General features: G+C 72.4%; 11 protein-coding genes. 4 read left to right on the top strand and 7 right to left on the bottom strand.

Translation table 11 applies throughout. The features are described 5' to 3' along the window. Positions 1 to 250 precede the first annotated feature (250 nt). A complete protein-coding gene (locus CBP52_RS13965) occupies positions 251 to 1,612 on the top strand; it encodes an MATE family efflux transporter (RefSeq protein ID WP_094181457.1) in 1,362 nt (453 codons plus the stop codon). Positions 1,613 to 1,723: 111 nt separating this feature from the next. On the opposite strand, the gene rplI is transcribed toward CBP52_RS13965, so the two are convergent. The 5 genes from rplI to CBP52_RS13940 all read right to left on the bottom strand — a co-directional run bounded on the left by rplI (position 1,724) and on the right by CBP52_RS13940 (position 6,076). Next, positions 1,724 to 2,173, bottom strand: coding sequence for a 50S ribosomal protein L9 (rplI, locus tag CBP52_RS13960; RefSeq protein WP_094181456.1), 450 nt, complete (start codon positions 2,171 to 2,173; stop codon positions 1,724 to 1,726). Positions 2,174 to 2,188: 15 nt separating this feature from the next. Continuing rightward, positions 2,189 to 2,425: a 30S ribosomal protein S18 gene (gene rpsR / locus CBP52_RS13955; protein ID WP_013885186.1), complete on the bottom strand. Its 237-nt coding sequence runs from the start codon at positions 2,423 to 2,425 to the stop codon at positions 2,189 to 2,191. Between the two features lie 116 nt (positions 2,426 to 2,541). Continuing rightward, a complete protein-coding gene (locus CBP52_RS13950) occupies positions 2,542 to 3,030 on the bottom strand; it encodes a single-stranded DNA-binding protein (protein ID WP_094181455.1) in 489 nt (162 codons plus the stop codon). 81 nt (positions 3,031 to 3,111) lie between these two features. Continuing rightward, positions 3,112 to 3,405 carry a 30S ribosomal protein S6 gene (gene rpsF, locus CBP52_RS13945; protein ID WP_094181454.1) on the bottom strand — a complete coding sequence of 98 codons (294 nt, stop codon included), beginning with the start codon at positions 3,403 to 3,405 and terminating at the stop codon, positions 3,112 to 3,114. Between the two features lie 205 nt (positions 3,406 to 3,610). Continuing rightward, positions 3,611 to 6,076, bottom strand: a complete 2,466-nt coding sequence (locus CBP52_RS13940) for a penicillin-binding protein (protein WP_094181453.1) — start codon at positions 6,074 to 6,076, stop codon at positions 3,611 to 3,613. A gap of 371 nt (positions 6,077 to 6,447) precedes the next feature. Here CBP52_RS13940 and CBP52_RS13935 point away from each other — a divergent pair, with 371 nt between their 5' ends. The 3 genes from CBP52_RS13935 to CBP52_RS13925 all read left to right on the top strand — a co-directional run bounded on the left by CBP52_RS13935 (position 6,448) and on the right by CBP52_RS13925 (position 9,434). Beyond that, positions 6,448 to 7,098: a PadR family transcriptional regulator gene (locus tag CBP52_RS13935; protein ID WP_094181452.1), complete on the top strand. Its 651-nt coding sequence runs from the start codon at positions 6,448 to 6,450 to the stop codon at positions 7,096 to 7,098. Further along, positions 7,095 to 8,189 carry an inositol-3-phosphate synthase gene (locus CBP52_RS13930; RefSeq protein ID WP_094181451.1) on the top strand — a complete coding sequence of 365 codons (1,095 nt, stop codon included), beginning with the start codon at positions 7,095 to 7,097 and terminating at the stop codon, positions 8,187 to 8,189. Before CBP52_RS13935 ends, CBP52_RS13930 begins: the two co-directional genes overlap by 4 nt. A 225-nt stretch (positions 8,190 to 8,414) precedes the next feature. Next, positions 8,415 to 9,434 (top strand): hypothetical protein, encoded by a 1,020-nt coding sequence (locus tag CBP52_RS13925; protein WP_232514509.1) that lies wholly within the window; start codon positions 8,415 to 8,417, stop codon positions 9,432 to 9,434. Between the two features lie 81 nt (positions 9,435 to 9,515). Here the strand turns inward: CBP52_RS13925 and CBP52_RS13920 are convergent, their stop codons facing one another. Together CBP52_RS13920 and CBP52_RS13915 are read right to left on the bottom strand one after the other, a co-directional pair. Then, on the bottom strand, positions 9,516 to 10,859 hold the full coding sequence (locus CBP52_RS13920) for a hypothetical protein (RefSeq protein ID WP_094181450.1): 1,344 nt from the start codon (positions 10,857 to 10,859) through the stop codon (positions 9,516 to 9,518). After that, positions 10,844 to 11,395: a sigma factor gene (locus CBP52_RS13915; RefSeq protein WP_232514508.1), complete on the bottom strand. Its 552-nt coding sequence runs from the start codon at positions 11,393 to 11,395 to the stop codon at positions 10,844 to 10,846. Before CBP52_RS13915 ends, CBP52_RS13920 begins: the two co-directional genes overlap by 16 nt. Positions 11,396 to 11,484: the final 89 nt, after the last annotated feature.

The raw sequence follows: 11,484 nt of genomic DNA, 5'->3' as shown, positions 1-11,484 counted from the left end.
CCGTTTTACACGCGCCCGCCCACACGTGGCTCGGCCTGCGGGGCGGGGAGGAGTTCTCGCGCGAGACTAGGTGCGGCGCAGCGGGTCGCGCGAATCAGGCGACGAGCCTGTGGAAACGCGACCACCAACCTGTGGACGGGCCTGGGGAAGGCTGTGCGTGACGATGTGCACAGGCGGTGGACAGCCCTGTGGACAGTGAGGGCCGACACGACGACACACCGCTGTGACGAGCACAGATGAAGTTCAACCGGTGTGGACACCGCAGGGAGCGACCGCCATCTCAGCCAACGGACAGCAACCATCCAGCATCGACCGGCAGATCCTCGCGCTCGCCGTCCCGGCGCTCGGCGCGCTCGTCGCCGAGCCCCTGTTCATCCTCGTGGACTCGGCCGTCGTCGGGCACCTCGGCACCGACGCGCTCGCCGGGCTCGCGCTCGCGTCGAGCATCCTGCTCACCGTCGTCGGCCTGTGCGTGTTCCTCGCCTACGCCACCACCGCGTCGGTCTCCCGCCGCCTCGGTGCCGGTGACCACGCGGGTGCGCTGCAGGTCGGCGTCGACGGCATGTGGCTCGCGCTGGGCCTGGGTGTCGTCCTCGCGGCCGGGCTGTGGCTCGCCTCGCCGTGGGTGGTGGGGTTCATGGGCGCCGACGACGAGACCGCGCGGCAGGCCGTCACCTACCTGCGCTGGTCCGCGCCCGGTCTCGTCGGCATGCTCGTCGTCCTGGCCGCCACGGGCACGCTGCGCGGGCTGCAGGACACCCGCACCCCGCTCGGCGTCGCGGTCGTCGGCGCGGTCGTCAACACGGCCCTCAACGTCACGCTCGTGTGGGGCCTGCACCTCGGGATCGCCGGCTCCGGCGCGGGCACGGCCCTGACCCAGCTCGGCATGGGCGTGGTGCTCGCCCTCGTCGTCGTGCGCGGCGCCCGTGCCGCCGGCTCGTCCCTGCGCCCGGCCGCGGGCGGCATCTGGGCCAGCGCACGGCACGGCCTGCCCCTGCTCGCGCGCACGGCCACCCTGCGCGGCGCGATCCTGCTCACCACCTGGGTCGCCACCGGGCTCGGCGCCGTGACGCTCGCGGGGCACCAGGTCGTCAGCTCCGTCTGGGGGCTCGCCGCGTTCGCGCTCGACGCCCTCGCGATCGCCGCCCAGGCGCTCGTCGGGCACGCGCTCGGCGCAGGTGACGTGCCGCGCACGCGCGGTGTCCTGCGCCGGACCCTGCAGTGGGGCGTCGGGGCCGGCGTCGTCCTGGGTGCGGCCCTCGGCGGTGCAGCCGCGCTGTACGCACCGCTGTTCACGCCGGACGACGAGGTGCGCCACGCGATCGTCGTCGGGATGCTCGTCGCGGGCGTGTGCATGCCGATCGCCGGCTGGGTGTTCGTGCTCGACGGCGTGCTGATCGGCGCGGGCGACGGGCGGTTCCTCGCGTGGGCCGGCCTCGCGACGCTCGTCGTCTACGTGCCGTTCGCCCTCGCGGTCCGCGCCTACGCCCCACCCGGTGCGCAGGGTCTGCTCTGGCTGACCGCGGCGTTCAGCGGCGTCTTCATGCTCGCCCGCGCCGTGACCACCGGCTACCGCGCGCGCGGCACCGCCTGGATGGTCACCGGCACCTGACCGTCCGGTCCGCACTCGGCGGCTGAGGGTGGCGCGGTGGGCAGGTGGGTGCGTGGGCATGCGGAAGGCCCCCGTCCCGTCGGGGACGAGGGCCTTCCGGCGAGCGTCAGCTCAGGCAGCCACGACCTTGACGGTCACCGTGGCGGCGACCTCCGGGTGGAGGCGGACCGAGACGGTGTACTCGCCCAGGGCCTTGATCGGCTGCGCGATCTCGACCTTGCGCTTGTCGATCGCCGGGGCGCCCGACGCCTTGACCGCGTCCGCGATCTCGGCGGTCGTCACGGCACCGAACAGACGACCGGCGTCGCCGGCCTTCGCCGACACGACGACCGGCTTCGACTGCAGCGAGTCGCGGATGGCCTTCGCGTCGTCGAGCGAGGCGATCTCGCGCGCCTTGCGAGCCTTGCGGATCGCCGTGATGTCCTTCTCCGCACCCTTGGTCCAGGGGGCGGCAAGGTTGCGCGGGATCAGGTAGTTACGGGCGTACCCGTCCTTGACCTCGACCACGTCGCCGGGGGCGCCGAGGCCGGTGACCTCGTGCGTGAGGATGATCTTCGCCATCGTCAGGCCTCCTTCTCAGCGCGCCGACGACGAGTACGGCAGGAGAGCCATCTCGCGGGCGTTCTTGACGGCGCGAGCGATCGCGCGCTGCTCCTGCACGGACACACCGGTCACCCGACGCGCGCGGATCTTGCCGCGGTCGGAGATGAACTTGCGCAGCAGCGCGGTGTCCTTGTAGTCGACAACCTCGATCTTGGCTGCCTTGAGCGGGTTCTGCTTCTTCTTGGGCTTACGAACAACGGCCTTGGCCATCGCGGTGCTCCTGTCTCTGGAGCCCCGGGCGTTGCCATGCCCGGGGATGTGGTGTCTGGGGGTTCGAGGGACCTCGTGCGGGACCGTGCGTCAGACGCGCGGGACCGCGGGGCCGGTCAGAACGGGGGCTCGTCCGAGTAGCCGCCGCCAGCGGGCGTGGCCCACGGGTCGTCGCCGGCCGAGCCGGACGACTGGCCGCCACCGGAGTAGCCGCCGAAGCCACCGCCGCCACCACCCGAACGCTGGGTCCGGGTGACCTTGGCCGTGGCGTAGCGCAGCGACGGGCCGACCTCGTCGACCTGCAGCTCGACGACCGTGCGCTTCTCGCCCTCACGCGTCTCGTACGAGCGCTGGACGAGGCGACCGGTCACGATGACGCGGGTGCCCTTGGTGAGCGACTCCGCCACCGACTCCGCCGCCTCCCGCCAGATCGAGCAGCGCAGGAACAGCGTCTCGCCGTCCTTCCACTCGTTGCTCTGACGGTCGAACGTGCGCGGCGTCGACGCGACGGTGAAGTTGGCCACGGCCGCACCCGACGGGGTGAAGCGCAGCTCCGGGTCCCCGGTCAGGTTCCCGATCACCGTGATGACGGTCTCACCAGCCATGCCAGCTCCTCGCTCGATTCCGAACTGCTTCGACGTAGGTCCTTCGAGGTGGTGAGCACGCTAGGCGCGCCCACCCACAGGTCACGCCTCGCGGCGGAGGACCTTGGTGCGCAGGACGACCTCGTTGAGGCCGAGCTGACGGTCGAGCTCCTTGGCCGTCGCCGGCTCCGCGGTGAAGTCGACCACCGCGTAGATGCCCTCGGACTTCTTCTTGATGTCGTACGCCAGGCGGCGGCGACCCCAGACGTCCACCTTGTCGACCGAGCCACCGTCGGTCTTGACGACCGTCAGGTACTTGTCGAGCGACGGGGCGACGGTGCGCTCCTCGATCTCGGGGTCGAGGATGATCATGATCTCGTACTGACGCAGGCTCATACCCACCTCCTCTGGTCTCAGCGGTCACGGTCGTTCCGTGACAGGAGGGTTCTCGTGCGTCGCTGCGGCGGCCCGGTCCTCGTCGGACCCGGTCGCCGTCCCGCGTCCCCGCCGATGGCGGCAGGGGTGAGCGGGCACAGCAATGTTCTAGCCTACCGGCCCGGCTCCGCGGCGGCGAAATCGTCGGGCTGTGGACGACGAGGCGTCACGCACCCCCACCGTCTCCCCCGCCCTCCTCCTCCTGCGCCGGCGGTGCCTCCGTCGGGGCAGGCGTCTGCGTCGGCGTCGGGTCCGGCTTCGGGTCCGGCTTCTTCGTCGGCTGGGGCTTCGGGCCAGACGAGACGACGAGCGTCACCTGCGACCCGACCGGCAGCCGCGTGCCCGCCGCCGGGTCGACCGAGATGACCCGGCCCGCCGCGACGTCGTCGGACGGCTTGGTCACGATCACCGGCTCCAGGCCCACCGCGAGCAGCGCGGCCGTCGCGTCGCCCTGCGTCTTGCCCTGCAGTCGGTACGGCACCTTCGCGGTCGCGTCCTGCGTCGGCTCGGTCGTCGGCGCGGTCGTCGGCGTCGGGGTGGGCGAGGGCGTCGTCGTCGGACGCTGCGTGGGCTTGTCGCCCACGTCCGCGCGCGGCGGGAAGTCCCGCTCCTTCGCGAACTGCTCCATCTGCAGCACCGGGCCCATGTAGTCGGCCCACAGGTGAGCGGGGATCGACGCACCCGTCACCTCGACGAGCTTGCCGCCCCACGGGCTCGGCCCGAACGGCGTGATGCTGTTCCACGACCTGCCGTCGTCACCGACCTGGCTGAGCGCGACCGACGTCGCGAGCGTCGGGGTGTACCCCACGAACCACGCCGAGATGTTGCCGGTCGAGGTGCCCGTCTTGCCGGCCACCGGGACGCCCAGCGGCTTGATGTACGGCTCGCCGGAGCCCCGCTCGACGACCTGCGTCATGGCGTACGTCGCGTCCGCCATGACGTCCTGCTCGAAGCGGCGCTCGGGGTTGCCGTCGGTCTCGTAGTTGACCGAGCCGTTGGCGTTGAGGACCTTCGCGACGACGTGCGCGTCGTGGTGCACGCCCTGCGCCGCGAACGTGGCGTACGCGCTCGCCATGTCGAGCGGGTGCACGGTCGCGGAGCCCAGCACGTTCGCGGGGTTGTCCTGGACGGGGGTCGTGACGCCCGCCGCGTTCGCCACCGCGGCCGTCTTGTCGGCCCCGACCTCGAGGTTGAGCTGCGCGTACACCGTGTTGACGGAGTCCGCGGTCGCGTCGACGAGGTCCATCGTGCCGTAGGACGTCCCGCCGAAGTTCGTGACCTGCTTGTCGCCGTCGCCCCAGCCGTCGAGCGTCATCGGCGAGCGGCCGGAGTAGCGCTTGTCCAGCGAGATCCCGCTCTGCAGCGCCGCGACGAGCGTGAACGGCTTGAACGTCGAGCCGGCCTGGACGCCGTCGCCGTACGTCGCCCAGTTGATCTGGTCGGTCAGGAAGTCCGGACCGCCGTACAGCGCGACGACGCCGCCCGTGGCCGGGTCGACCGACGAGGCGGCGATCTTCAGGTTCGGCGACGGCGGGGTCTCACCGTCGGTGAGCTCGCCCTTCAGGAGCCGACCGACCGACGTGAGGAGCTGGTCCTGCACGGGCTTCTGGATGGTCGTGACGACCTTGTACCCGCCGCGGTCGAGCTTCTCCTTGGAGATGTTGATGGCCTCGCCGGCCATCTCGTCCTCGACCATCTTCAGCAGGTGACCGTCGGGGCCCTCGTACTTCGACGAGCGCACGTACTCGACCGTCTCGGGGAACGCGGCCTCGTCGTGCTGCTTCTTGGTGATGTGGCCGTCCTCGAGCATCCGGTCGATGACGATCTGCCAGCGCGCCTGCGCCTGCTGCGGACGGACCGCCGGGTCCCAGTTGTTGGGCGACGGGATGATCGCGGCGAGCATCGCGGCCTGCGAGATCGTCAGGTCCTTGGCGTCGACGCCGAAGTACGACTGCGCCGCCGCCTGGATGCCGTACGAGTCGCGGCCGAAGTAGATGGTGTTGAGGTAGCGGCCGAGGATCTCCGGCTTCGACTCCTGGTTGGTGATCTTCACGGCCAGGAGGACCTCGCGGAACTTGCCGACGTAGTCCGTCGTCGTCTTGTCCACGTAGTACCGCTCGACGTACTGCTGCGTGAGCGTCGAGCCACCCTGCTTGTCGCCCCCGCGCACGTTGTTGAGGAACGCGCGCGCCATACCGGTCAGCGACACGCCCTTGTTGTCGTAGAACGTGCGGTCCTCGGCGGCGACCACCGCGTTGCCGACCCACTCCGGCAGCGTGTCGAGCTCGACGATCTCGCGCTTCTGCACGGCGAACGTGCCCAGGACGGTGGACCCGTCCGCGTAGTACACGGTCGTCGTCTGCGCCTGCACGTCCTCGCCCGGCTTGGGCACGTCGATCGTCGCGTAGGCGGCGACGACGGCACCGGCGACCAGGAACACGCCGCTGAGGAACGAGCCCAGCATGAACCGCCACGACGGCAGCCAGCGGTGCAGGCCGGTGTACCCCGAGCGCGGGTAGTCGAAGAACTTGCGCTTGCGGGTGCCTGCGGAGCCGGCGCTGGTCGAGCGGGCGCGGGAGCCACGCGGCGTGCTGCGGCGCGACCGGGAGGACGCGCGGGAGGAGCCGGCCAACGTGATGCCTTCCTGACGACGACGAGGGGCGTGCGCTGCGGCGACGCGCGTCGGCCGGGGGGCTCGACGGGGTGCGCAGCGGACGCGCCGCCCAGTATGCGCGAGAAGGCCTGGCGTGGGACGCCTCGTCGGGAGTCGTCCCAGGACCTTTCACAGGATCGGCACGCCGGCCGCGCGGCAGCGGGCCCGGGGTGCGGCCGGGGTGTGGGGCGGGTCACGCGGGGCGCCGGGCGCGGGCGACTTGTGTCCGGCGAGCGGCGCGGCATAGTCTGCGCGATGTATCGAGTTGATACATCGCTTCAGTAGATCGCCCCGGATACATCGGACGGACGTCCGTGAGCGGGAGCCCCAGCCTAGAGGAGGTGCCAGGAGTGCGCGGTCGTTCCGACGTGCTCGAGCCGGCGATCCTCGGGCTGCTGCACGAGTCGCCCATGCACGGGTACGAGCTGCGCAAGCGGCTCAACCTCGTCCTCGGCTCGTTCCGGGCGTTGTCGTACGGGTCGCTGTACCCGTGCCTGAAGTCGCTCGCCGAACGCGGCTGGATCGTGGGGACCGAGTCCCCGGCGGACCCGCACGCGGTCGGGAGCAAGCGCGCCCGGATCGTCTACCAGATCACCGCGGACGGCAAGGAGCACCTGCAGTCGGTGCTCGCCACGTCCGGCCCCGCGGCCTGGGAGGACGAGAACTTCGACGTGCGGTTCGCGTTCTTCGCGCAGACCGACGCCGAGACCCGGCTGCGGATCCTCGAAGGTCGGCGCACCCGCCTGACCGAACGCCTCGAGACGATCCGCCAGTCCGTCGCCCGCACCCGCGAGCGCATGGACGAGTACACGCTCGAGCTGCAGCGCCACGGCCTGGAGCAGGCCGAGCGCGAGGTCCGTTGGCTCGACGGGCTCATCGACAACGAGCGTGGCGTCCGCCGCGCGCGTCCCGCCGGCACCGGTCACCGCGCCGGCGCCACGTCCACCGCCGACGGCGAGCACGCCGCTCCGGCCAGATCCACCGAGAAGGAGCGAGGATGACCTCCATCCGCGTCGCCATCGTCGGCGTCGGCAACTGCGCCGCGTCGCTCGTCCAGGGCGTTCACTACTACGCCGACACGCCGGCCGACGGCAAGGTCCCCGGGCTCATGCACGTGCAGTTCGGCGACTACCACGTCAAGGACATCGAGTTCGTCGCTGCCTTCGACGTCGACGCGAAGAAGGTCGGCTTCGACCTGTCCGAGGCGATCGTCGCGTCGGAGAACAACACCATCAAGATCACGGACGTCCCGCCGCTCGGCGTGACCGTCCAGCGCGGCCACACGCTCGACGGCCTCGGCAAGTACTACTCCGAGACCATCGAGGAGTCGGACGCCGAGCCGGTCGACATCGTCCAGACGCTCAAGGACAACAAGGTCGACGTCCTGATCTGCTACCTGCCCGTCGGGTCCGAGGCCGCCGCGAAGTTCTACGCGCAGTGCGCCATCGACGCGAACGTGGCGTTCGTCAACGCGCTGCCCGTGTTCATCGCGTCCGACCCGGAGTGGGCCGCGAAGTTCGAGGCCGCCGGTGTCCCGATCGTCGGCGACGACATCAAGTCGCAGGTCGGCGCGACCATCACGCACCGCGTGCTCGCCCGCCTGTTCGAGGACCGCGGCGTCATCCTGGACCGCACGTACCAGCTGAACGTCGGCGGCAACATGGACTTCAAGAACATGCTCGAGCGCGAGCGCCTGGAGTCCAAGAAGATCTCCAAGACGCAGGCCGTGACGTCGAACCTCGAGGACGGCCCGCTGGCCGGCAAGAAGGAGGACCGCAACGTCCACATCGGCCCGTCGGACTACGTCGCGTGGCTCGACGACCGCAAGTGGGCGTACGTCCGCCTCGAGGGCCGCGCGTTCGGCGAGGTGCCCCTGAACCTCGAGTACAAGCTCGAGGTGTGGGACTCCCCGAACTCGGCCGGCATCATCATCGACGCGCTGCGCGCGGCGAAGATCGCCAAGGACCGCGGCATCGGCGGTCCCATCCTGTCCGCCGCGACGTACTTCATGAAGTCGCCGCCGGTGCAGATGGAGGACGGCAAGGGCCGTGCCCAGCTCGAGGCGTTCATCCGCGGCGAGATCGAGCGCTGACCTGCGCCTGACCTCCGCCTGACGGACCTGCGGGAGGGCCCCGACGCACCGCGTCGGGGCCCTCCCGCTGTCTGCCTCCGGTCCTCCGTGCCAGGCCGCGACGACGTCCGGGCCCTCAATGGGTGGAGAAGCGCTCGCCAGGTGAGCGTTTCTCCACCCGTTGGCGTCCCCGGGGGCTGTGGATGGGGCCGACGCGCGTGGGGTGTCGTCGGGCAGGGTCGGGGCGTGGAGCGCGGGGGGCGGGTCGCCGGGCTGCCTGCCGTGCGGGGCATGGCGCCCGAGGTGCGCCGCACCGTCGTGCGGCAGGACGCCGTGGTCACCACCGCACAGCTCGTCGGCTGGGGGTACGCGTCCGCGACCGTGCGGCGGCGGGTCGCCTCCGGGGACTGGCAGCGACCGTTCCGCGGCGTCGTCGTGCTGCAGTCGGGTCCGACGAGCTGGCGGCAACGGGCGCGCGCGGCGCTGCTGTACGCAGGGCCGGGTGCCGCCCTGACGCACCGGTCCGCCGCGTACCACCACGGTGTGGTGCGCGACCCGGGTCCCGTCGTGCACGTCGTCGTGCCGCACGCGCGCGCCGTGACCGCCCAGCGCGGGCTCGTCGTCCACCGCACGCGACGCACCCGCTGGTCCGGAGGTGTCCTGCCCGCCGTCGAGCCCGCCGAGGCCGTCCTCGACATGCTCGCCGACGCGGCCACCCCACCCGGGGCCGGGACGACAGCCGTGCGGCGGGACGTGACGGACGCGGTCGTCGGGCTGATCTGCGACGCGGTGCGCGGCGGCGTGCGGCCCGAGGCGCTGCTGTCGCACGCGCGGCGGCGCGGACGGCTGCCGGGACGGGCGCTGCTGCTCGCGATGCTCGACGAGGTGCGCGCGGGGGTCGAGTCACCGCTCGAGCACCGGTTCACGCGGGACGTGGAGCGCGCGCACGGGCTGCCGCGGGGCGTGGCGCAGCGGTGGGAACGCGTCGACGGGCGCTGGATCCGCGCGGACCGCGTGTACGTCGGGCTCGGGGTGCGGGCCGAGCTCGACGGGAGCCTGGCGCACCCCTTCGGCGCGACCGACGACGACGTGTGGCGCGACAACGCCGTGCTGCTGACCAGCGGTGACACCACGCTGCGCTACCGCTGGCGCCACGTGGCCGTGACCCCCTGCGCCACGGCCGCCCAGCTCGCCACGGCGCTGCGCGCCCGGGCCTGGCGAGGCCACCCCCGCCCCTGCTCCCCCGCCTGCCCGCTGGCGGCCTGAGGCCGGCCTGACGGCGCAACGGGTGGAGAAACGCTCGTGTGGTGAGCGTTTCTCCACCCGTCGGGGGCGCCCGGGGGTGGGTCAGCGGGCGACGATCCAGCTGAGCATGCCCGGGCGGTCGCCGCGGTTGTCGACCGGGAAGCCGAGCAGCGCCCGCGCGTCGCCCGTGGCCGGGTCGTGCACGGTCAGCGTCGAGGGGGCCTGCTCGCCGTTGCAGCCCTGCTCGCCCTTGACGTACACGAGCCCGCCCGCGACCTGCGGCGTCGTCGCGAGGAACAGCCCGCTGCGGGTCTCCTCGACCGGGGTGAGGGACCCGTCCCGCTCGCGCAGGTACGTCCCCGCGCTGCCGCACGCCTCGACGTCGCCCGGCTGGAACGTGTCGCCGACGAGCACGCCGTCGGACAGCCACTGCGGCGAGTTCAGGTACGGGTCGCGGGGGCCGACGGCGGCGGCCGCGGTCCGCTGCGGCTCGTCGCCGGACAGGTCGATCTCGACCTCGTCGAACCCGGCGTCCCAGGCGGTGCCCTCGGCGCAGCGCGCCAGCAGCGTCGACGCGTCGAGCCACGCCGCGACGTCGCAGTTCTCGTCCCCGTGGACCAGCGGGTACGGCCCGTCCACGTCGCCGGTGTCCAGGTCCACGACGTCGTACGAGTGACGCTCGGAGGACATGAGGTCGTCGCGGCTGCCGATCATGCGGTGACCGGTCGGGTCGACGAGCCGCAGGCTGTCACGCGGCGCGTCGTACACGTCCCGGCTGCCGCCGTCGTCCTCGAGCACGACGAAGCCGTCGTCGAACCAGAGCTCGCCGTCCGCGACGCGGCCCACGAAGTCGGAGTCCGGCGCCAGACCCCGGGCGTCGGCGGTGACCGTGCCGTCCGCGAGGTCGAGCAGCGCACGCTGCGCGGACCCGTCGACGACCCGCCGCACCACCGCGGTCGCGTCGGGGGCGTCCCAGTCCAGCACCTCGAGCTGCGACCCGGCCCGGACACCCGGGACCCGGTAGGAGTCGCCCTCGGGCGAGGTCAGGAGCACCACGTCGCCGCCCGGGTCGCGCACGCCCTCGGGGTCGGACGTCTCGGCGAGGTGCACGCTCAGCACCCAGCCCTCGTCGGCGTCGGACAGCACGCCCGGGGTGAGCTCGCGGTACGGCGGGATGCCGGGGGTCTCGACGAGCGGGCCCTGGGTCACGCCGTGCGTGGCCGGGTCGACCGGGCCGCCGCGGTGCGCACCCGCGAGCAGCGCACCACCCGCGAACGCGGCGACCGCGGCGACGCACAGCGCGGCGGTCTGCGTGTGCCGCACGGCGCGGCGGCGCCGGACCCCGCGCCGGGCGCGCTCGAGCGGCCCGTCGGCGGTCAGACCGTCGAGCGCACGCTCGTCGGCGTCCGCCACGGCCTGCAGGAACTCGTTCAGGTCACGCACCACGGCGCGCCTCCTTCGGCTGGACGTTCGGCTGGACGTTCGGCTGGACGACGATCGACTCGGCGTCCGCGGACGTGGTCCCGAGCGCCGCGTTGAGCAGCGAGACCCCGTCGGAGGTGTAGCGCTTCACGGCGCCCTCGGAGATGCCGAGGGACTGCGGTCTCGCGGATGGTCATGTCGTCGAGGTAGCGCAGCACCACGCACGCCCGGACCCGCGGGGCGAGCACGGACAGCGCGTCGACGAGCTCACGCGTCAGACCCGGCAGGTCGATCTCGACGACCGTGGCGCGCTCCCCCGCGAGCCGGCGGTGCACGTCACGCTCCCGGCCGAGCCGCCGTGCACGGTCGACGTACTTGGTCGCGATCGCGCGGCGCACGTAGTGCTCGGCCTCCGCGACCGACTCGAAGCGCGCGCGGCCGCCGAACGTGGCGACCAGCGCGTCCTGCACCAGGTCCTCCGCGTCGTGGCGTGTGCCGCACAGCAGCGTCGCCCGCGACAGCAGGCGCGGGTATCGCTCCCGCACCAGCTGGTCGAGCATCGGTTCCCACCGACGGATCATGGGTCCCCCCGGTCGTCTTGGTCCGTCCCTCGGACAGTGTGAAGAACGCCGGGTGCGCCGTGCGGGTT

The organism is Cellulomonas sp. PSBB021 (genome assembly GCF_002240455.1).
GTDB lineage: Bacteria > Actinomycetota > Actinomycetes > Actinomycetales > Cellulomonadaceae > Cellulomonas > Cellulomonas uda.
This window is presented reverse-complemented; position numbering and strand designations above follow the sequence as displayed.

Bases quoted from the DNA above. Each gene is read 5' to 3' on its own strand.
- rplI (WP_094181456.1), bottom strand. From the start codon at position 2,173: ATGGCGAAGATCATCCTCACGCACGAGGTCACCGGCCTCGGCGCCCCC.
- rpsR (WP_013885186.1), bottom strand. From the start codon at position 2,425: ATGGCCAAGGCCGTTGTTCGTAAGCCCAAGAAGAAGCAGAACCCGCTC.
- CBP52_RS13950 (WP_094181455.1), bottom strand. From the start codon at position 3,030: ATGGCTGGTGAGACCGTCATCACGGTGATCGGGAACCTGACCGGGGAC.
- rpsF (WP_094181454.1), bottom strand. From the start codon at position 3,405: ATGAGCCTGCGTCAGTACGAGATCATGATCATCCTCGACCCCGAGATC.
- CBP52_RS13930 (WP_094181451.1), top strand. From the start codon at position 7,095: ATGACCTCCATCCGCGTCGCCATCGTCGGCGTCGGCAACTGCGCCGCG.
- CBP52_RS13915 (WP_232514508.1), bottom strand. From the start codon at position 11,395: ATGCTCGACCAGCTGGTGCGGGAGCGATACCCGCGCCTGCTGTCGCGG.